This window comes from Scytonema sp. UIC 10036 (assembly GCF_009725235.1).
The window spans coordinates 58,968-80,070 of record NZ_WJFC01000038.1 but is presented as its reverse complement, the minus strand read 5'-3'; the positions used below and the strand labels follow the sequence as shown (position 1 = coordinate 80,070).

Sequence of the window (21,103 nt, the reverse complement as noted above, 5' to 3'; positions counted from 1 at the left end):
TCGTCATTGCCCCAAGATTCATCTCATCATTCCTCTGATTACAGAGTGAATGAGAGGCTTCTCTTGGATTAAGCTAAAATGGCTCAAAGTCGTTCTTGAAAATTTCAAATTCTCTGGGAAACAGCGATACCACTAGACTTTCTGTGGCATTCTCATTTTCAACTCGCACAAGCCACCGTTGTTTAGTGCGATCGGCCTGAGGATTCACGGCTGAAGTTGGATTGCCCAAATCTTCCTGACCGCAAATCTCCCCTATTTTTCCAGCCACATATGCTGGATGTAAAATCAGCACCTTGTCTCCTATTTTGGGGTTAATATAGCAATCCTCACAGAAAAAAATTATACAAGTAAATTCCGAAGATTTTAATAACCTTATCTTAATCTTATCTTAGCCTGCACAAAAATACTCCCAAAGAAGTACTTAAGAGTGAATGTGTATGTATAGTGGGCTTTAGCCCTAGCTACAAAAATCGGTAATTTTAGCGCGGTTTGGGAGTAAGATCGAAAGTCTTAAATCAAAAATTTATTTAATATGGCAGAACTTCCAAACAGTCTAGAAGATGCGATCGCTCAAGCTCGCGAGGCAACTAAAGCAGCACTAGCAGATGGATGCAAGCGGATACAAGTTGACTTTTTGTTTCCAGAACTCAAACCCATGCTTGTGGCAGAACAATTTCTGTCAGTTTTTGCAGAGTATGGGTCAAAACTTAAGGTTTTCTTTCCCGATGCTGGCGGAGCAGCCCTTGCAAGTCGGGAGTGGACGGATGTGCCATTTAAAATTTTTGACATAGGCACTGGCAGATTATCTTTAGAGAAAAAAATCGAGCCGGAAGACGAAATCTTCTTTCTGATTGCCCCTACTGTAGTGGAAGTAGGGGAAGTCGAAAAGATGGCTCAACTGGTGGGGGATCGCCCGCTCATCATCTTGAATCCGCGCCTGGAAGATTTAGGGGCGGTGGGTATTGGTTACGCAGCTAGGCAGTTACGCGATCGCTTTATCAGTACAATTGAAAACTGCTATTATCTTCGCCCTGTGGATAATGAAACTGCAGTCTTTCGCTGTTATCCCAGTCAGTGGGAAGTTTGGTTAGAAAACCGTGGGGAGTATCAAAAAATTGCTGAACTCCCAAAAAAGCCTTCTGGAGATGAATTGGATCTTATCCTGGCTAAACAAGGTTCTGCATCCACAGCATCAGGTACACCAGTTGCGAAAAAGCCCAATATATTTAAAAGTTTGCAACGTTTCTTACGTGCGTTAAGGAATTAAATAACTATGTACGGGCGCATTGCCTTACGCCCCTACTAACCACTAACAACTAACCACTAACCATTCAATTTGCCTCTAACTGAGCATTTAAAGCTTTGTTAATCCTGTCACGTGTTTCTAGCAAATGAGCCTTGGTGTAATCATCGTTGGAATTTGCCCCATCCAGTTTTTCATTTAACTGTCTGAGTTTATACCAAGCGAGCGTGCGAGCATCTTCTGGGACGTTTTTCTTCCGCAACACCATACCCATTAAAAGGTCGAGATATTCTCTCTGTAAACCCCGACGCAAGCTAGATATTTTGATAGTTTTACCGTTTGGTTTGAGGACTTCACTCCAAATTCCCGTTTGTAAAGTATCAAATAATTCTGGTAAAGTCAGTGCTTTTTCAGGTTCGCTTTTTAGTTCAAGGTCTTTAAGACGGGAAAGGCGATCGCCTGAAAGCAAATCTGTTAACACGGAACCTTGCATAAATAACACCAAATCGTGAATTGGATAATCCAAGCGTCCGGTTCGGGGTGCGCTTCCCCAGTGACGCCAGCGAGAAGGAGCTAATTTATTCAGCAGTTCTGGAGGAAAAATTAAAGCATCTTCAGCAAAGACGTATTTTTGCAAAATCTCTAATGCTTGTCGTTGCTGTGCAACAGGTACGGGTTGAAAGGGTAATTGTCCTTGAGGATTGTCTGGATGAACTCTGTAGAAAGACTGACCGCCGATATATTTTGAAGTATAGTAAATATTCTGGACATAGTTACTAAACACGGTGCCAAATCGTTCTTTGACATCACTAAAACTTTCACCTGCACTGGGGTAACTCTTGTTAAGGCGTTCCCACATTAACCGTGCATTATCTAACTGTCCCTGAGAATATGCCAGAACGTTACTGCTATTGTCCCATGCATTAGAAGTTGGGTCGAGGTCCAAAACATCTTCGTCTGTGGAGTAACTTAATTCGGGTTTGTAAGATTCACTAGCAAGCTTGTCCAAAAATGGCTTTTCAGCAGTTGTGGATGCAGCTGGTAGGGGTGTGTAACCGTACTGAATTACCCACTCATCGTAAATTCCTACCATACTGGGAAAATAATCACCTTGCTTGGTCCCTTTAGGTGCAATATTGGGTGGAATGTAGTCCATCACTGATGAGATCAGACCTTTGCTGCGAGTGAGTTCTGTATTGTTCATCTGTTCGGGCGCAAGCAAAGTACTTCCACGGAAGTTATGCCTTAACCCTAAAGTATGTCCGACTTCATGAGCAATAATAAGACGTAAATACTGATGAATATAGTTTTTTATCTGTTCGCTACTAGGAGGTGTGTCTTGCAACAGTGACATTGCCACAGAACCAAAAGCAAATTGATTGGCTGCTTCCATTCCGTAGCAAAGATCGAATGCGCCTGCTAATTGTGACAGGCGGTTACTAAATCCATCTGTTGGTTGATTCTGATTGGGAGTGTCATTGTTTTTAGCGTCTAAGCGATTGTTACACAGGAGACGTTCCTGCATTAATGTTGATAGGGGAGTTCGAGCTTGTGTTTGGTTGGGTTGGACGAGTTTGCGATATTCACCCTTCAGTGCTCTTACAAAGCTGGCATCAACGAGAATATCAGCATCCAAAATTTCTCCAGTCATGGGATTGACACGAGAAGGTCCTAAAGCAAAATAACCATCCACCGTGTTAATCCATCGAATGGTGTTATAACGTATATCGGCAGGGTCCCAAGTAGCATCATCTGGCATCTGACGAACTTGAATGGCATCTTTGAATCCAGCTTTTTCAAAGGCTTTATTCCACATTAAGACGCCTTCTTTCACAGCATCTCGATACTCTAGGGGAATCGCGTTATCAATCCAGAAAATAATTGGTTTTTTAGGTGGTGAAATAGCTGCTTTGGGATCTTGTTTTTCTAGATTCCATCGGTTGATATAGCGGACAAAGGGTTCTTTGCGATCGTCATCGGACAAGTCTTGGTATGCGCTAATGAAATAACCGACTCGCTCATCTGCTAAGCGTGGGCGGTAACCGTTGTTTGGAAGTTGAGAGAAACTGTAATGAACCCGCAAGGTAAATCCACGGCTATCTGGTAGGGAGGCATAACGGAACATACTGTTGTCACTACTACCAGCACTGGAGAAATTTAAAACTGACTCAACTTCCATGTTGAAAGGAAAGGCTTTAGCATTCCCAAAATATGACTTGTCCGTACCTGGAGAGATACCCAAACTATAAGATAATCCTGCTAAATCTGTTAACAGGAGTTCACCTAAGTCTATAAGTATGGTTTTGCGTTGTGGATGGATGCTTTTGATTGGTATGGAGTAAAGGACTGAATCGCTAAAAGAGCGGGCGAGCGATCGCTGTTGGGGATCTCCTTCACGAGCACGAAAATTCACGTTACGAACTACAAATTGGATGTTTTTATTCATCCGTTCAAAGTAAAACAAGAAATCTTGTAAGGGCATACCACTGTATATGCCAGCTTCACCAATACCAGATTCCAATGTTGCTGTAGCCAAGTAATTTTTACTTAATTGAGTCTGTTTAATTTCTAAATATATCTTATTCTGTTCTTTATTTCGGTATAAAGTGAATAAACCTTCTAGCTTTTCAGTATCTTTAACAACTTTATCAAAAGCTTCAAATTCCTCCTTTGGAGCTGGTTTTGCAGTAGAACCTACTTTTTCACTCGTTTCTTCAGACTTATCTAAATTTTTTTGTACTTGTAGAAAAGGTTGCTGACCGACTTTTTTAGTATCATTAACAACCCAAGTAAAAGGTTTGCGTTGTGCTTGCGGTTTTTTTTGGTCAAGAACCCAGACTTGGTCTCGCTTTAGCCCCGTGCGAGAGGATGTGTCAAGAATGGATTTCTCTGTATACTTTGTCGTAGATGAGACATCTGAATTTTTTACAGATAATCTATCTACCACATCTGTTGCCTGCGTTACATTTGTTTTGTCATCTGTTGCCTTAGCAGATGATATACCTAAAAATAAGCAATGCAACAAAACAACATAAAAGGTAAATTTTTTCATTCAATCTATCTCCAGTATTGCTCCCATCTACTCTGTTTGATACCTGCTCAACAAAGCTAATTTCGCTTCACCTTAGAGGCGATCTGGAAAAGATCCTTAGCTGCTATACACTAGAAAGTTAAATTTCTGGTGTCAGTTGCTTAACTTTGTGGCTGTGTGTCTTACTGTAGTATTTTTCCCAATAATTGCTTCTGTCTCACATGGTACGTATTGTTTTTACACCCATCCATATATAGATTTTAATCAGTGACGGATAAGCAGCGAGCAGCGATCGGCAATTCCATACTTAACGAAAATTAAAATTTCGGGTTTACCTTCCTATCTACGTACCGATCGGGTGGTCACTGTTTAAAACCCGTTAATTGTGAATTATTCTCGTAATCATAGACAAATCGGGAAACTTGACGAATAAACGCTGTTGCTCTAGAGTCATGATTGGGTCTCTTAACCAAAATCCCTGCTAAATATATTTTCCCAGTTGGTGTCTGAATAATCCCTGCATCTCCAAGCACAAATCTCAATGTTCCAGTTTTGTGAGCAATGATAGCACCTGAACCCAAACCAGATGGCAGCATACTTTGATTGTGACAATGACGCATCATCTCCAAAACTTGAGCACGGCTGGTGTTATTGATTAATTTATTGTTGGTAATTAGTGCAGACAATTTCACTAAGTCTTTTGCACTAGTGGTATTAGTTCCGTTAACGTCTGCTAGAAGATTGCGAATTGCAGTATTTTGCAATCCCCAACTGTGAAAACGCTGATTGAGTATAACCTGACCACCCAAACGGTCAATAATCATATTTGTGGCGGTGTTATCACTGATAGTCATCATCTTAGTTGCGGTTTGCAAGACGGTAAATCGACTACCAACAGATTTATCTTGCATATCTCCAGAACCACCTGCAACTAAGTCCCGTCGCATCACTAGAGGTTCGTCAAGACTCACTCTACCAGCTTCTATTTCCTGAAATAACGCTATCAAAATTGGGAATTTAATGGTGCTAGCTGCTGGAAATGCTTTATCTCCATTAATATTTAAATAATCGCCAGTCTGCAAATCCAAGAAAAACATTCCTGGGACAAGAAAATTATAACGATCCATTAAGGCTCGAATTTGAGAATTAAGCGCTGACATTTCCTTGCCTAGAGGAACAATTTCGGCAAATGAATCACGATCGCTTGGATTTACAGAATGAGTTTCCGGTTTTGGGGCAATAAATTCAATTCCCGGTAAATTAGTTAATTCTTTTGAAGAATTGTTACCCGCAATTCTACGGTAGTCTTGACTCTGACCGACCGCTCTTGTTTGGTTATTATACGTAGATTGTGATAGGGTTGCTTTGACTGGAGAGGATAATAATACAACAGATGTGAGGCTTAATACGTACCAGTGTAGTTTCATTAGAGTGCTAGGAGGTTTGAACGTAAACGCTACGGAAATGTTTTGCATCTTATTCATAAATAAGAGCCAATGTCAAGATAATGACAAATTTTTCTTCCAAGCTTTACAGTTCAGGGATTTTTGGCGATCTTGTTTCTGCATTTGATAATGCTATACTTATGACCAAAAATCCTTACGTAAACGGCGATTCTTTTCTATACCTCTATTAAGGCATAAATATTGTGTTGACCACTGTTCGCAAGCTTCTGTAAGCACTCGCAACTCTTCTGAACTAAGGAGTTCATTTGGTTTTTCAGACGCTAGAATCTTTGCGGCTGAGGCTGCTAACTTCTGTTCCACACCATACTTAAGCAGCTCTTTTTTATAGAGATTCTCATTTTCTTGGGCTAGCTTGAAAAAGTAAGGAGTCATCAATTTTCCAAGATCGCAAATTGATAATGCTTTGATTTTGTAAATTTTGACTGCGATCGCAGCTACCAATAGAAAGATAAAGTTTTTCTATCTTAAGGTAGTCGCCATAATAGAACAAAAGCAGAGGCAGTGTCAAGAAATAATTTGCATTTAATGTGAAAATGTAAATGCCTGACATAATTATTGTGTTATTTACTAACGCAGAAGATCAACTCCTAGCTCTGAACTTTACATATGCGTAGTTACACCTTAATAGCCCCTGCCAAAATCAACTTATACCTAGAAATTATTGGCGATCGCTCCGATGGGTATCACGAGTTAGTTATGATACTCCAGAGTATTGACTTAGCAGATGAAATTCATCTAGAAGCAGGCAGTATTGATACGATTCGCCTTCGCTGTAACAAACCAGAATTACCAACAGACAGAGGTAATTTAGCATACCGTGCAGCTGAATTAATGACAGTAAAATTTCCAGATGCATATGCAAAATATGGTGGTGTAGACATTAGTATTAACAAGCGTATCCCCATCGCCGCTGGGTTAGCAGGAGGCTCGGCGAATGCAGCAGCTGTATTGGTAGGAATAGATTTGCTGTGGAATTTAGGTTTGACTCGCACAGAATTAGAGCAACTCGCATCTCTACTAGGTTCAGATATACCATTTTGCATAGGGGGTGGGACTGCGATCGCCACAGGTAGAGGTGAGCAGCTTTCACCGCTTAATTCTTTAGACAACATATATATAGTATTGGGCAAATACCGCAGCTTAGAAGTTTCTACCGCTTGGGCATACAAAACCTATCGACAGCAATTTGGGGATACTTATCTGAGAGATACCGAAAGCTTGGCAGCTCGTGCTGCAGCAGTTCATTCCGGAGCGATAGTCAAAGCGATAGTAAACAGAGATCCAAAAGAAATTGCCGAAAAGCTCCACAACGATTTAGAGCGTGTAGTGTTGCCAGAATATCCGCAAGTCTTGCAACTACGGGAGACATTTGCGGCGGCTGGTGTTTTAGGAACAATGATGTCTGGTTCCGGTCCGAGCGTGTTTGGGATTTGTGAATCTCAACAGCACGCGGAACAAGTTAAAACTCGTATTAGAGAAACCATTCCTGACAAAGATTTAGAATTATTCGTTACTCAAAGCATTACACATGGGGTACAATTCACGGTTAATCGTTAAGTGTGACTAAATTTACAAGTGATAACTCATAGCAATGAAAAAATACAACAGATAGTTAGATAGAATCAAGTCTAAGTATGGCTTTCTCAATCCAAAATCTAAAATCCAAAATCCAAAATCCAAAATCCAAAATGGTATAAATTATGGCAGACAAAAAGCTCGTGCAACCAACAGACCCTCAAGCGCAAGTACCAACAACTCCTTTACGCTGCATAATAGGAGCCTTGATTTCCGGGGCATTAACCTATGGATTGTACTCTCTGATGGTTGGTATAGTTACAACCTATGCCAATAAACCCATTGCATCAAACAGCCAATTAGCGGCAAATATTGCTTCTGCCGTGCGTACTTTAGTTATAGGTGTAACTGCTTTAGGTACTGGAGTATTTGGCATAGTAACAATAGGGTTGTTGGCATTAGCAGTGCAACTGGTTGTCCAGAAGCAGACAGGAAAACAAAATTAAACTAGTCAGCCTTTGAAACCGAAATAAAAGCAGAAGGATTTGAAGCTATTAATGCTAAATAGGGACTTGTTTTGCGTTCTACCAAAAAGGAGTCAATTTTTCATATTTTATCTTTAACGAAGCTTAACGTAAACTTGTAATGGTAAGTCGCGAATTGTTGGCTTTGATTTCGTCCGGCGTCCAAGCTTGGAACGAATGGAGGGACAAAAACCCTGAAATTAACCCAGACCTAAGTCATATTGAACTTTCGACTATCTTAGATGGTATAAACTTTAGTTATGCAAATCTAAAAGGAGTCAAAATTTACGAAGCCGAACTGCGAAACGCAAATTTTTACAATGCGGACTTAAGCGGTGTCGATTTTAGCATTGCAGACTTAAGTGGAGCCAACCTGAGCCACGCTAACCTGAGTGATGGGTTGTTTTTAGCGTCGGTGGAGTTTAGTGGAGCTAATTTGACTGGAGCAAACCTCGCAAGAGCAGATCTTGGGGTATGTGTCATTTATCACGGTCTTTTTTTTCGAGCCAGTTTAAGTGGAGTCAACCTCAGTCATGCAAATCTCCACCACGCAAGTTTGCGATTTGCGGATCTTAACGATGCCAACCTTCATGGAGCAAATCTCTCTGGGGCAGATCTTTGTGCAGCCGATTTGAAGGGAGCCAATCTTTTTGGAGCCGATCTCAGCTATGCCGATTTAAGAGGAGCCGATTTCCGGAACGCCAATCTTACGCACGCAAACCTCAGCCATGCAAAGTTATTCGGTTCACCTGATTTTGAGAAATTAGGAATATATGACCTAAGTTATCTGAATGACAGAAGTGTTAATTTTAGCAAAGCAAACTTGAATGGAACTTGTTTACATCCAACGGGTCTCGAATTCATCTTGCCCATTGCGGTCAATTAAGTTCGGCTCATAAAATTTTAATTCAGGCGGCAATTTCTCATCTTTTTTCTCTGCCCTCTCTGCGTACTCTACGGTTCAAAAGTAATTTAATTTATTGAACCACACCAAACGCAGAGTACACAGAGGAATAGGAGTTTCATACAACAGTTACTAATATTTTTTCAATACCATCAATCATTTTTTCAAAACTCAATTTTGATGAAATATGATTGCGGCATCTTTCACCTAGCTGAGCATCTTTCTCTCTCCAATTTATCACTCGGCTTAGAGTTTCTGATAAATCTCGTTCATTTGTTGGCTCAAAAAGCAAAACGCTATCCATTTTAGATTTTAGATTTTGGATTTTGGATTGAGAAAGCTGTGCCTACTCCCTTTGCGCTCTAGAATTACCAATTTTTGTAGGTGGGGTTATGCCCTACAATACTGAATGTGCGGCATAGCCCTACCTACGTTTTTAGGTAATATAGCTTAGTTTTGTTTTGCCCGCTTACGCTGCTACAGCTGTCTCGAAATCGGCTTTAACTGTAGCAAAAGCCCAATCCAACCAAAGTAATAAAGCTTCGATATCCGAAGTTTCTACCGTAGCACCACCCCAAATTCTGATTCCGGGAGGTGCAGAACGATAGGATGCAATATCGTAAGCAACCTCTTTTTGTTCCAGAACTTTAGCCAGTTTCTTGGCAAATTCTGCTTGTTTTTCTGAATTCAAAGTCCCAAACCAAGAATCTTTTATTTTTAGGCAAATAGAAGTACAGGAGCGAATGTCAGGATTCTCAGCAAGGAATGCAGCCCAACTGCTGTTCTCAACCCAACGGGCGATCGCAGCGAGATTGGCTTCACTGCGACGAATTAGCCCTGGAAGCCCACCAATACTTTCTGCCCAGCTTAAACCGTCAAGTGCATCTTCCACACACAGCATTGATGGGGTATTGATGGTGTCTCCTTTAAAGATACCTTCAATCAACTTGCCTTTTTGGGCAAGACGGAAAATCTTTGGTATGGGTCTATCGGGTTCATAGCTTTCCAAACGTTCCACTGCGCGTGGTGAAAGCACAATAACTCCGTGTTGTGCTTCTCCACCCAAAACCTTTTGCCAAGAATAGGTGACTACATCCAGCTTTTCCCATGGGATATCCATTGCGAAGACAGCAGAAGTCGCATCACAAATGGTCAGCCCAAGGCGATCGTCTTTTATCCAATCACCATTAGGGCATCTAACACCGGATGTTGTTCCGTTCCACAAAAACACCACATCATGACTAAAATCTACTTGGTGTAGATCGGGTAAAGTACCATAGGGTGCCTTCATAATGCGAGCATCAGGCAACTTTAGCTCATCTACTACATCTTTCACCCATTCCTGACCAAAACTTTCCCATGCCAAGATATCCAAGGGAAGCTTTCCCAGCAATGACCACATTGCCATTTCCACAGCGCCTGTATCGGATGCAGGAACAATACCCAAACGATAGTCTGAGGGAACACCAAGAATTTTCTTGGAACGTTCGATAACTTCTGCTAACTTGGCTTTACCATCCGTGGAACGATGAGAACGACCTACACAAGCATTAGCTAGTTTTTCCACCGACCAACCAGGGCGTTTTGCACAGGGTCCGGAGGAAAAATGGGGAATATTGGGTTTAACTGTTGGGAGAGAGAGATGCTCTGACATAGAGTGAACTTAGTGCGGGAGTATGGCATTAGGTTAGCTAGTATACAGCATACCGATTTTGGTCTTCAAAATTGTTTACATTTTTTTAGTAGTTTGGGAAAAAAAAATGACAATTGCTAAAATCGATCTACATTCACTAGTGCTGATTCGATGACTTCGGTGCGATCGCCGATTCGGTAAGTCAGGACAGCTTTTACCTTACCTGAACCTGGGATGCCCAATTTGTTAGTTAAATGAAAACTATTTTTTGAGTCTTCTAGTGGTTTCAAGATAATTTCTTCGGGAGTTGCCTGCTTGAGTATCGTTTTGTTATCTGAATTACGAATTTCAATTGCTTCAATGATGACGTTAATATTTGCTTGTGTGGTATTTTCTATGTGAAAAAACACTGAAGCAAACCCAATATCTCTTGGTGACACCTGTTGAGTTCCAGGAGGCTGTTTTTTCTCTTCCCGTGCCATAAGAGAAATATTCTTAATCAGAACTCCGTTAACAGTAGACATAACAGGTTTAGTGAATGGAATCTGAGTTTGACCGTGAGCTAATAGCATATAGCTCCATGTCAGTGAACCCACAATCAAAGTGACAATAAAGAAATTTTTGAGCATGAGCATATTGAAGGTAACTTTAAGACCCCTAAGGCAATACTGCGTATTTTTATGCAAAACCTACGTAGTATTGACCCCTAAGGAGTTAGAAAACCAGATTTGGTATTAAGCAGTAGTTCTATCCCAAGTGTCGAAATTATTTAGAACTTGATTCCAACTTAGGGTAATGGTACTACCAAAACCTCCATGAGGGTTGTAAAGAGTAAAGTTTTGTGTCAAAGAGTTATAACCTGTCATTACGTAAGAGTGATTTTCAACAACACCATTAGTTGTTGAAACCTTAGAGTTTAAAACAACTAATTGACCAGCATTCCAAGTGTTAACAATACTACTTAGAGTGCTAACATTATTATGATCTGTATTGCGTCCAGTAATCTGACGTATGGCGTTGAAGGGCCAACCAAAATCTGTACCAGAGTAAGAGTTTGTATTATCTTGACCAATCCAGCCAGATTCATTAATTTGAGCGTAAGCCTTCTCTGCTAGAGCCACCCATAATTCGTTGCTAGAACTATTGTAAGTTAAGCCAGAAGCTTCGTTAGCATAGACAAAATAACCACTACTAGTTGTTGGCAAATATCTATCTACAATTACGTAATCAGTTACACCGTTATTAAAAAAGCGGACAGTAAAAGTGCCATCATTATTGTCGGTGAACATATTAGAGATGGCGGTGGGGGTGCGTAAAGCAACTACACCCAGACTTGCTAAAAAGTAACAATTGTTTGCAATTCCCTGATCCACATCTGTGTGACTAATGCCATTTTGGAACAAAGAACCACTCGCGTAGTTGTATGTACCACTGGCTGTAGGGCGATCGTTTCCTAAAAACCACTTACCAATGAGCTTCTCCATCTGGGTGTCACTGCTACCAACATAAAGGTTACCGATACCAGAACGAGGGTTTGCAGGATCGGAGTTAATCACCTTATTCGATAGATTTCGCACATATTCTGGCATCATATAGCCTGCACCGCTCAATAATTTACGCAAGCTAGTGAGTTCATTAGTGTCGATGCTACCGTAATCTTTCGTTTCTCGCAGAATAGAAATCATTTCATTGCGGCTAATGTGCCCATCTGCTGTAGCAAAACGTGCTTCACCAATCAAACCTCCATCAGAGAGATTGGAGCTATACCAGTCACCTGTAGAAATACTTAAGTCATAATTGCTATTGCCACTGTATTGGTAAACCTGGACAAAGTAATTTCCTGCTGCTAGAGAAGCCTGAATCCATTCTGAATGACTACTTCCATTATTGGAACGACTAATTTCTTCCCCCGCATCCACAATGCCATTATTATTAGCATCTCGAACCAGTCGCACATCAGCATCAGCACCTAATCCAGTCAGAGTCACATTAAAACCACTAGCAGCCGAACTTAGACTAAAACGATACATATCTGAAGTGTCGTTATGGCCTACAGAGTCACTGTAGGTGCGAGTTCCATTGAGAGTTTCAATATCAATGTCTTTTGTTAAAAGGTTGTTTGGCTGAGCGTTAGATAGCTTCAAACTATAATTTGTATTGCCACTATACTGACGCACTCTAACATAATAATCTCCAGCTGCTAAGGCAGAAAGGTTAATTGAGTCGTCTACAGCTCCACCACGAGTGGAAGAGGCAATGATGGCACCACCATGATTGAGAACATCAACATCAGCGTCAGCTGTCATACCTGTCAAGGAGACGTTGAGAGAGCTATTTGCCGTATTTAGGTTAAGGCGGAAATAGTCATAAGTGTCAGTATTTCCTACAGAGTTGTTATAGGTTTTAGTGCCGTTGAGAGTACCTATGTTCCTCGCACTAGCTATAGTGTTACCAGGATCTCCAACAAAGGCTACAATCTCCGAAGGAAATAGAGGATCTATTTTGAACAAACTAGAGTCAAGAAGAGTTGTATTACCTGGCGCTAACTGAGTATTTAATCCTGATAAAGTGTTAGAATTTAAGGATACTGCATTTAAAGAATTGAGTTCTCCTGTACCATTACCAATGAAAAGATTGGTGGTATCAAATTCTTGTGATGTGAATACCATTGATATAACCTTTAGGATGAAATATGAAGTCTGTATTTAATTCAAATCTTTGAGTTTATTGAGTCCTCTCTTATTGCTTCAATTGGACTTCAGAGTTTTACGCAAAATTTTGAAATTTTCTTAAAGTGTATTATTTATTACAAATTTTCCGTGCTACCGCAGAGAGTATGGTATGAATACTACCCGTAAGTTATCTGCACTCCTGAAATGTGGGTTATATTAATGCTAGATTTTAATCAGTTATAGATATAATGATGATTGGTGTTTGGGTATTAGGGGATCAACTTTGGTCTGAACAAGCAGCTTTGCAAAATTGTCCCAAGGCGGATAATTTACATGTCATAATGGTTGAGTCGCTGAGTCATGTCCGAGAACGCCCCTATCACAAGCAAAAGCTAGTTTTAGTATGGTCAGCAATGCGGCATTTTGCCGAAGAATTACAACAGCTTGGTTATTCAGTCACTTATAAAATTGCAGAAGATTTTGAGACACCGCTTCAACACTGGATTAAGGAAAAACAAATCACTGACTTACGGGTTATGATCCCCAACGATCTGCCCTTTCTAAAAGCGATCAAAAATTTAGAAACGCGTTACCTCTCGTCATTAAATTGTCAACTCACCCTAATTCCCAACAATCACTTTTTATGGAATTCGGAAGAATTTAAAACTTGGGCTAAGCCTCGCAAACGTTTGTTGATGGAAGATTTCTACCGAGAAGGAAGACGGCGTTTTCAAATTCTGATGGAAGGAGATAAACCAACCGGAGGACAATGGAACTTTGATAAAAACAATCGTCAGCCTCCAAAAGGAAAATTAAAGACACCACCAGCTAAATGGTTTGAACCAGATGAGATAACGCAAAAAGTCATTACCCACGTCAACTCTTTACCCTTTCCAACCTACGGTACAGAAATATTGCAACCGCAGCCTGTACCAGATACACCTGCACAAGAGAACCAATTATCCGCGTCCATCAGCGTCCATCAGCGGTTAAATACTCAAGAACCCTTTCGCTGGGCGGTCACCCGTTCTCAAGCGTTAGAAGTATTAGATTGGTTCATCAACAACCGCTTACCCGATTTTGGTCCTTACCAAGATGCCATGGTTACAGGCGAAGAAACAATGTGGCATGCCATGCTTTCTCCGTATCTCAATATTGGGTTACTCCAACCTTTGGAGGTGATTCAAGCAGCAGAAAAAGCATATCACCAAAACAAACTGCCTTTAAATAGTGTTGAAGGTTTTATCCGTCAGGTGTTGGGTTGGCGGGAGTATATGCATGGAATTTATCACTTCGTGAGTGCAGATTATCCTGAAAAAAACTGGTTTAACCACACCCAACCTTTACCTGATTTTTTCTGGACGGGTGACACCAACTTGAACTGTCTGCGTCAAATTTTATCTCAGTTACAACGGACTGGCTATGCTCATCATATCCAAAGGTTAATGGTATTGAGTAATTTTGCTTTGATTGCAGGAATTTCACCACAAGAAGTGGAAAATTGGTTTCATGCCACTTTTATTGATGCTTACGACTGGGTGATGCAGACGAATGTTATTGGCATGGGATTGTTTGCTGATGGCGGAGTATTGGCATCAAAACCATATGCAGCATCTGGTAATTATGTCAATAAGATGAGTGATTATTGTAAGGGATGCGATCGCAATCCAAAAGAACGTGTTGGAGAAAAAGCCTGTCCGTTTAATTTCTTTTACTGGGATTTTCTTGACCGTCACCGCGATAAACTACAATCTCAAGGACGAATGAGCTTGATTTTGGGACATCTTGACCGCATTTCCCAAGAAGAATTAGAAAGCATCCGCAAACAAGCACGAGATTGGCATGCGACTCTTTCTTAACACAACAGACTCAATCAAACGACATGGTTCCTATAGAAATTTGCCAACAAGCCATCATTGAAACCTTGTTAGAATCAATTCCTGCAAACCTGATTCCCAACACCTTACAGGTTGTGCCTGTGTTCGATCGGCAATCGAATCGATATCAACTCCTGTGTCAGGGCTGGGTGAAGGAAGAAAAACGGGTTTTCTACCCAGTCATTCACATTGAAATCATTCATGGCAAAGTTTGGATTCAACATAATCAGAGCGATCTTGATATTGGCGAAGCGCTCTCAAATCACGGTATCCCAAAATCGCAAATGGTCTTAGGATTGTATCCTCCTTCGATCAGACAGCTTAACCCAACTTATGCTAGCGGCACTAATGAACTCGACAACGGTGATATCAAATCGATTGAAAGTAGAAGCTGTGGGTAAGCTGCTTGAAGTTGCATGAATTTAGGATGTATCGACAGTAATTGATAACATCATAAGTTCACACCTAGGGCTTTCATAGCTGCCGTTAAAGGATCGCTGTAAAAAATTGGATCGACTCGTTCCATAATGTCTGCCGACACCTCTAGAAAGTGACGCTTATTTTCAATGGGAATTAAAGCCCGTCGTGCTCCATTATCCATTCCTAGTTGCAGTGGTTCGGACAGAGAACGAACTGCTTTGATATTGCCTTGAATGCTAAGATCACCTAAAATCAATAATCCCGGTTGTACTATGGTCGGTAAAGAATTCGATCCGCATCTTTGGGATTTCCCAACCAGGTATATAGTAATGAATGCGGTCAAGGAAAGCCATGTCTTCACGAATAACATCTGGCATGGGGATAAAAAGATGGGAAGAACGCACCATCACTTCTACTGGTTGATTTGTATTGCCAAACATCGCCAGTGAAGCACTTCCTGACAGCGCTTCTTTTCCTCTGGCAAAGGTTCCAGACTCACAGTAGGTCTTGAGGGTGGTAACAACTTCTTTAGGCATTTTTTGCAGGTCAGCTACTTCATCAAATGCGATCGCATCCCACAAGCCAATTAATCCCATTCTACCAGTTGCCATGTTGTAAAAGAGGTTGGCAACTGTGGTCGGGCCCATCAACAAAATAGAATAAGGACTGAGTTCTTGATAAGCATAGGATTTACCAGTTCCTCGCAGACCCAGTTCAACCAAGTTATAGTTGTGTTCGCATAGAGGTATAAGTTTCGATGATTAATTTATCATGGAAATGCTACAAAAAATATGGCTCATGTTAACAATTCTCGTGACAGGTGCAACTGGGAATGTCGGTCAAGAGGTGATTCGCTTACTGCTAAACCAAAATTGCCAAGTCCGTGCTGCCGTTAGAAATCCTGACACCGCTACAGAAATACTGAGCGTTCACCCTACAGCAGGTTTCTCTGACCACAGTATCGATCGCGTCCCATTTAACTTTACCAATCCCGCAACTTTTGCAACTGCTTTTCAAGGAGTTGACAAACTCTTTTTGGTACGTCCACCGAATTTAGCCAATGTTCGCAAACAAATTGCTCCAGCGTTAGAGGCAGCCAAACGTGCAGGAGTCAAGCAAGTGGTGTTTCTTTCTATTTTAGGAGCCGATCGCAACCCAATTTTGCCGCACTCGAAGATTGAGAGTTACATCAATCGGTTGGGTATTCCAGCCACCTTTTTACGTGCCAGTTTCTTCATGCAAAACCTCAACACCACCCACAAAGAGGAGATCAAAACCCGTGGTGAATTGGTCTTGCCCGCCGGACATGGTAGAACGAGTTTTATTGATGTGCGCGATATTGCTGCTGTTGCAGTGCGGACTTTAATGGAAGACGGACATTCTCACAAAGCTTATACGCTCACTGGTGGAGAAGCTTTGACCTATTACGAAGTTGCAGACATTTTTACAGCAGTTTTGGGTAAACCAATTCACTATACCAATCTCTCTGTCTGGAACTTTATCAAACAAATGCGCGATCGCGGACTACCGATGGATTTTATTACGGTCATGGTAGGAATTTACACAACTGCTCGTTTGGGATTAGCAAGTCACGTTACACCAGATGTAGAGCAATTGCTTGCTCGTCCACCACTGACTGTGCGGCAGTATGTTGAGGATTATCGGCAGTTTTGGTTATGACGATTGCTCCTCTACTTTTTCTTTCCAGAGTCGCATCATGGCGTTAACGTTCAAGTCCTCTAATGCAAGATTATCAACATTGCGAGCTAGTATTATGAATAATAAGTCTGTAAAGTAGATTTTACTTATGTTTTCTAAGGGCAAAAGTAACTGGGATTTGTCTGTAGATGACCGTAATGGTCAACGGACTCTTGTTGTTGAGGTGAAGAAAAAACGCAACGCTTCACCGGAATGGGCTGCTCGCCTCCGGCATAATATCCTTGCCCACGGTACTTTTCCAAAAGCTCCTTATTTCCTTATGGCGTTTCCAGATCGGCTTTACTTATGGACTGATGCCAACGGTTCTACAGAGGAGAGCACACCAGACTATGTTATAGATGCTCGCCCTATTTTCCAACCTTATTTTGAACAGGCTGGGGTAAGTGAGGACAAAATCAGTGCTCAGAGCTTTGAATTAATTGTGGCATCGTGGCTCTTGAGAATCATTCATGCAGAGGAACCCCTTGAGGATATGGATGCATCACAGCAATGGCTGATAGAATCAGGGCTGTATGATGCTATAACGGGGGGAAATTTCGAGAATACAGCAGCTGCATGAAAATTTACGTTGAAACCAACTTTGTCCTGGAACTAGCTTTTCAGCAGGAACAGTGTGCCAGTTGCGAACAAATTTTGCAGCTTTGCGAGGCTGGGCGCAGTCAACTAGTTATTCCAGCCTATAGTTTGGCTGAACCACATGAAAAACTGAGCCGTCAAGCCAGGAACCGCAAGGAAATTCAACAAGCCCTTGATGCTGAGTTGCGCCAGCTTTCGCGCACAACCTCCTACACGATGCGTATCCGCAGTATTCAAGACATTTCTTTATTATTGGTTCAAAGTAATGAGGAAGAACGGAAGCGGTTTGTGGAGTATCGGGAGAGACTGTTAAAAATTGCACAAGTCGTCCCGCTAACTGTTGATATTCTTACTGAGGCAGCTGCTTGTGAAAGCCCTTACGATCTCAGCCCTCAGGATGCCCTAGTCTATGCATCTGTTATCACCGAGCTGCGTCAACATTTACCAGCAGCAGCCTGTTTTCTCAACCGGAACTCCAAAGATTTCGACAGTCCTGATATCGTTGATGAACTAAAGAGATTGAATTGCAAAATGATACCAACGTTTGATGGGGGCTATGCTTTTATTCAATCACGTCTGTTACCGTAGCGATTGTCGTAAAAGATACTAGTACTACCGTTAGCGTTATAGATATTATCGCCGCTTCTACCTGCCTCATTAGCGACTAGGGTGCTATTGCTTACAGTTATGATGCCACTATTATAGATACCGCCGCCATCACTGGATGCCGAGTTGCCGACTAAGGTGCTGTTACTCACCTGAACGGTACCGGAGTAACCGTTAATGATGTCGTTGTGACTTTCTTTGTGCCAATCCCATAAGCATTACAAATGCAGCTTCGAGTCAACATCCATACAAAAGTTAAGCTACACCTTTCGCGTCTTGGTAACTATGAAATGAACAACATGGATGAAGCCTTCTATTTGGCATGAGATGCGAGCTGTCTCCATAGCTTAAGTACAAATACCGTTGCAGCCTGAGAACGGATGGTTGATATGGTAATGGCAATTATGCTCTATGAATGTATGGATTTCCTCAAGCTAAAGGCAGAAGCTTTTGCCTTTGTGTGTTATTTGGACTACCAAGCGGGCGAGGACACCTACCCTACAAGAATTGCGCCCTTCCCATAAAATACCAATCCGCTTTTCCTCTTACTCCCTTGCTCTTTGAGTCTTTGCGGTTCATTTAAATAAATAATCTTCGGGTGGAAAGGAAGTAGGTTTGTATTGGTAAAAGTTACGGTTATATTATGTTTGGTTAATGACTTATTAAAATAACTTGTTTGTAGTTGCAATACATGCGCTAAAGCGCAACTACGAACAGAATCAATTAAGGCTACTGTCAAGTTCAATTTAATGGTTTTCTGTTAAACAATACTGTTCGCGTAATACCCGACGCATGACTTTATTAGAAGCGGTTCGTGGCAAAGTATTAACAACCACAAGGTCGTGAATTTTGAATAGGGGATTGAGATTTTGCTTAATTGCTGCTTGTAAGGATGTCATCAGCGCTGCTTTATTTTGTTGCATCTCTGGTTCGACTACCGCGTAGATTACCAATCGGCTCGGTCCTCCTTGTGGAGGAGAAACTGCGATCGCAACGGTTTCACAAATTCCTGGCTCACCATTCAAAACTTGTTCAATCTCAGCCGAACTGACTTTGATTCCTCCGAGATTCATGGTATCATCAACGCGACCGCGAGCAATGTAGTAGCCGTTGGTTAAGCGTTCTATTTGGTCGCCATGACGCCGCAGAGGATTTGAGGAGGGTAAAACGGGGGTATTGGCGAAGTAAACTTGGTGGTGGTCTTTGTTCAACAGCTTCGCTGACAATCCAATTGATGGAGGTATGATAAACGCCTCGCCTTTGTTAGCAGAATTTCCTTCTGTATCAAGAATCACAAAGTCCAATCCCAAAGCAGGTGTAGTAAAAGTTGAAGGTATACAAGGCTGTACTAGAGTTCCAGTGATATAGCTGCCACCAATTTCTGTACCGCCGCAGTATTCGATAATGGGTTTATATCCAGCCAGGGACATTAGATAATGCATATCTTGGGGTTGGGAACACTCGCCTGTCGAACTAAAAGCTTTTATTGCACTCCAATCCAGCCCTTGCATACAAGCAGTTGTTTTCCACTGACTGACAAGACTGGGTACGATGCCTAGTAAATTTACTTTAGCATTTTGTATAAAATAACCATATTCTCTTTCTGTAGGTACTCCATAATAAAGGGCAATAGTCGCTCCATTTATCAAGCAAGCGTAAATCAACCACGGTCCCATCATCCATCCTAAGTTAGTATGCCAAGCGACTCGATCGCCGGAATGAATATCGTGATGCAGGTGACCATCAACAGCGCATTTGATGGGAGTTGTTTGCGTCCAAGGGATGGTTTTGGGTTCTCCTGTCGTACCGGAGGAAAATAAGATATTGATAGCAGTAGCAGGATGGGCAGGGATGGCATCGAATTGATGGTTGGAACTGAGAAAATCTTCCCAAGTCATATCCCCAGGGCGCAGTTTTAAAGATGCTAACAAGGAAACAGTTTCCCTATCCTCGTTGCCCATTTTAGTTTCTATAACAATTGCTTTAGGTGAATTAGCTGCTATCACTTTCTCATACAGAGGCAATTGCTTGCCACCACGCAAAATATAATTTTGGGTAAAGATTGCTTGAGCGTTGGATAGGCGCAACCGCATAGCAATTTCTGAAGCTGCAAAACTGTCAGCTATGGAAACTACCACGCAGCCAGCTTTAATAATTCCCAAGTAAATTGCCACAGATTCGGCTGTCATGGGCATCACGATGGCAATAGTATCCCCAGGAAGAAAGCCACTCTCTACCAATCCATTAGCAACTTGATTTGTGAGGGATTGGAGTTCGCCATAAGTCACGGTAGAAATTGAACCACGATCCGATTGGAAGAGAATAGCGGGTGCATCACCTGGTGCTGAAAAGCAACTTTCAATGATGTTAAATCGAGCACCTACCAGCCATTGCGGAGACTCTACTCCATTGCTCAAATCGATAATTTGGCTGTACTTTTCTCGGAAGTGAATACCCAATCGTTGAATCATTATTTCCCAGAACTCAGCCCGATTTTTTGCTGACCACGCATGAAGTTCTGGATAAGAATTTAGCCCCAGGGTTTTCATTAAAGCAGCGATATTGGTTTCTTGTATCTGCTCTTTAGAAGGAAACCAAGCAGGAGGTAGTCCTTGGCTGCTATCCCACTTGGAGAAGGTAGTTTTGTAGAGGAGTTCGTGTAGTGCAAAGGGATGATTGGGTTCAAGAATATATTGCACTATGTACTGCCAGCAATCTGCCGGTTGTAATAAAGCAAGCGACTCATTAACTTGCCGTAGAATTGCGATCGCAGTATTTCCTTCGACACCACAAGCAATAATTTGTTCCAGTGACAATTGCGCCCTCATTTCCCTTGTCCCCTTGTCCCCTTGTCTCCCTTGTCTCCCTTGTCCCCTCATCCCCCTCATCCCCCTCATCCCCTCATCCCCCTCACCGC

At 41.7% G+C, this 21,103-nt stretch carries 22 protein-coding genes; 9 read left to right on the top strand and 13 right to left on the bottom strand.

All coding sequences use genetic code 11. From position 1 onward, the window contains the following. Positions 1 to 73 precede the first annotated feature (73 nt). A complete protein-coding gene (locus F7734_RS19345) occupies positions 74 to 292 on the bottom strand; it encodes a hypothetical protein (protein ID WP_347566234.1) in 219 nt (72 codons plus the stop codon). Positions 293 to 532: 240 nt separating this feature from the next. On the opposite strand from F7734_RS19345, the gene F7734_RS19340 reads away from it, so the two are divergent. After that, positions 533 to 1,267: a DUF1995 family protein gene (locus tag F7734_RS19340; protein ID WP_155746195.1), complete on the top strand. Its 735-nt coding sequence runs from the start codon at positions 533 to 535 to the stop codon at positions 1,265 to 1,267. 64 nt (positions 1,268 to 1,331) lie between these two features. Here F7734_RS19340 and F7734_RS19335 read toward each other — a convergent pair whose 3' ends face one another. The 4 genes from F7734_RS19335 to F7734_RS19320 all read right to left on the bottom strand — a co-directional run bounded on the left by F7734_RS19335 (position 1,332) and on the right by F7734_RS19320 (position 6,290). Further along, a complete protein-coding gene (locus tag F7734_RS19335) occupies positions 1,332 to 4,295 on the bottom strand; it encodes a zinc-dependent metalloprotease (protein WP_155746194.1) in 2,964 nt (987 codons plus the stop codon). Positions 4,296 to 4,636: 341 nt separating this feature from the next. Continuing rightward, positions 4,637 to 5,701, bottom strand: a complete 1,065-nt coding sequence (locus F7734_RS19330) for a serine hydrolase (protein WP_155746193.1) — start codon at positions 5,699 to 5,701, stop codon at positions 4,637 to 4,639. 156 nt (positions 5,702 to 5,857) lie between these two features. Then, on the bottom strand, positions 5,858 to 6,112 hold the full coding sequence (locus tag F7734_RS19325) for a hypothetical protein (RefSeq protein WP_155746192.1): 255 nt from the start codon (positions 6,110 to 6,112) through the stop codon (positions 5,858 to 5,860). Continuing rightward, positions 6,075 to 6,290, bottom strand: a complete 216-nt coding sequence (locus tag F7734_RS19320; RefSeq protein ID WP_155746191.1) for a hypothetical protein — start codon at positions 6,288 to 6,290, stop codon at positions 6,075 to 6,077. Before F7734_RS19320 ends, F7734_RS19325 begins: the two co-directional genes overlap by 38 nt. Before the next feature lie 56 nt (positions 6,291 to 6,346). Here F7734_RS19320 and ispE point away from each other — a divergent pair, with 56 nt between their 5' ends. The 3 genes from ispE to F7734_RS19305 all read left to right on the top strand — a co-directional run bounded on the left by ispE (position 6,347) and on the right by F7734_RS19305 (position 8,665). After that, positions 6,347 to 7,297, top strand: coding sequence for a 4-(cytidine 5'-diphospho)-2-C-methyl-D-erythritol kinase (ispE, locus tag F7734_RS19315; RefSeq protein WP_155746190.1), 951 nt, complete (start codon positions 6,347 to 6,349; stop codon positions 7,295 to 7,297). A 143-nt stretch (positions 7,298 to 7,440) separates the two neighbouring features. Further along, on the top strand, positions 7,441 to 7,761 hold the full coding sequence (locus tag F7734_RS19310; protein ID WP_155746189.1) for a DUF3082 domain-containing protein: 321 nt from the start codon (positions 7,441 to 7,443) through the stop codon (positions 7,759 to 7,761). 139 nt (positions 7,762 to 7,900) lie between these two features. Continuing rightward, on the top strand, positions 7,901 to 8,665 hold the full coding sequence (locus F7734_RS19305) for a pentapeptide repeat-containing protein (RefSeq protein ID WP_155746188.1): 765 nt from the start codon (positions 7,901 to 7,903) through the stop codon (positions 8,663 to 8,665). Positions 8,666 to 8,801: 136 nt separating this feature from the next. On the opposite strand, the gene F7734_RS19300 is transcribed toward F7734_RS19305, so the two are convergent. From F7734_RS19300 to F7734_RS19285, 4 genes are all read right to left on the bottom strand, one after another. Then, the gene (locus tag F7734_RS19300; RefSeq protein ID WP_155746187.1) at positions 8,802 to 8,987 is read right to left on the bottom strand and encodes a hypothetical protein; all 186 of its coding nucleotides are present in this window, start codon (positions 8,985 to 8,987) and stop codon (positions 8,802 to 8,804) included. Positions 8,988 to 9,152: 165 nt separating this feature from the next. Beyond that, complete coding sequence (locus F7734_RS19295) at positions 9,153 to 10,337, bottom strand: phosphoserine transaminase (RefSeq protein ID WP_155746186.1); 1,185 nt, start codon at positions 10,335 to 10,337, stop codon at positions 9,153 to 9,155. Positions 10,338 to 10,453: 116 nt separating this feature from the next. After that, entirely contained in the window at positions 10,454 to 10,951 is a 498-nt protein-coding gene (locus tag F7734_RS19290; RefSeq protein ID WP_207714145.1) for a hypothetical protein, read from the bottom strand. A gap of 99 nt (positions 10,952 to 11,050) precedes the next feature. Then, positions 11,051 to 12,985, bottom strand: a complete 1,935-nt coding sequence (locus F7734_RS19285; protein ID WP_155746184.1) for a C2 family cysteine protease — start codon at positions 12,983 to 12,985, stop codon at positions 11,051 to 11,053. Between the two features lie 251 nt (positions 12,986 to 13,236). Between F7734_RS19285 and F7734_RS19280 the strand changes: the two genes are divergently transcribed. Next, positions 13,237 to 14,847 (top strand): cryptochrome/photolyase family protein, encoded by a 1,611-nt coding sequence (locus tag F7734_RS19280; protein WP_155746183.1) that lies wholly within the window; start codon positions 13,237 to 13,239, stop codon positions 14,845 to 14,847. Between the two features lie 23 nt (positions 14,848 to 14,870). Further along, positions 14,871 to 15,266, top strand: coding sequence for an element excision factor XisI family protein (locus tag F7734_RS19275; protein ID WP_155746182.1), 396 nt, complete (start codon positions 14,871 to 14,873; stop codon positions 15,264 to 15,266). A 50-nt stretch (positions 15,267 to 15,316) separates the two neighbouring features. On the opposite strand, the gene F7734_RS62110 is transcribed toward F7734_RS19275, so the two are convergent. Together F7734_RS62110 and F7734_RS19270 are read right to left on the bottom strand one after the other, a co-directional pair. After that, the gene (locus tag F7734_RS62110) at positions 15,317 to 15,541 is read right to left on the bottom strand and encodes a hypothetical protein (RefSeq protein ID WP_207714144.1); all 225 of its coding nucleotides are present in this window, start codon (positions 15,539 to 15,541) and stop codon (positions 15,317 to 15,319) included. After that, a complete protein-coding gene (locus tag F7734_RS19270) occupies positions 15,528 to 16,034 on the bottom strand; it encodes a BREX system Lon protease-like protein BrxL (protein WP_347566236.1) in 507 nt (168 codons plus the stop codon). Before F7734_RS19270 ends, F7734_RS62110 begins: the two co-directional genes overlap by 14 nt. A 49-nt stretch (positions 16,035 to 16,083) precedes the next feature. Here F7734_RS19270 and F7734_RS19265 point away from each other — a divergent pair, with 49 nt between their 5' ends. The 3 genes from F7734_RS19265 (at position 16,084) to F7734_RS19255 (ending at position 18,168) form a co-directional block, all read left to right on the top strand. Further along, positions 16,084 to 16,965, top strand: a complete 882-nt coding sequence (locus F7734_RS19265; protein ID WP_155746202.1) for an SDR family oxidoreductase — start codon at positions 16,084 to 16,086, stop codon at positions 16,963 to 16,965. Between the two features lie 127 nt (positions 16,966 to 17,092). Continuing rightward, entirely contained in the window at positions 17,093 to 17,563 is a 471-nt protein-coding gene (locus tag F7734_RS19260) for a hypothetical protein (RefSeq protein WP_155746181.1), read from the top strand. Continuing rightward, positions 17,560 to 18,168, top strand: a complete 609-nt coding sequence (locus F7734_RS19255) for a PIN domain-containing protein (protein ID WP_155746180.1) — start codon at positions 17,560 to 17,562, stop codon at positions 18,166 to 18,168. The genes F7734_RS19260 and F7734_RS19255 overlap by 4 nt, the downstream gene beginning before the upstream one ends. Here F7734_RS19255 and F7734_RS19250 read toward each other — a convergent pair. Both F7734_RS19250 and F7734_RS19245 read right to left on the bottom strand, forming a co-directional pair. Then, positions 18,147 to 18,338, bottom strand: a complete 192-nt coding sequence (locus tag F7734_RS19250) for a hypothetical protein (RefSeq protein WP_155746179.1) — start codon at positions 18,336 to 18,338, stop codon at positions 18,147 to 18,149. The two genes, F7734_RS19255 and F7734_RS19250, sit on opposite strands and share 22 nt — an antisense overlap. Positions 18,339 to 18,932: 594 nt before the next feature. Further along, complete coding sequence (locus F7734_RS19245; RefSeq protein ID WP_243146969.1) at positions 18,933 to 21,083, bottom strand: AMP-binding protein; 2,151 nt, start codon at positions 21,081 to 21,083, stop codon at positions 18,933 to 18,935. Positions 21,084 to 21,103 lie beyond the last annotated feature (20 nt).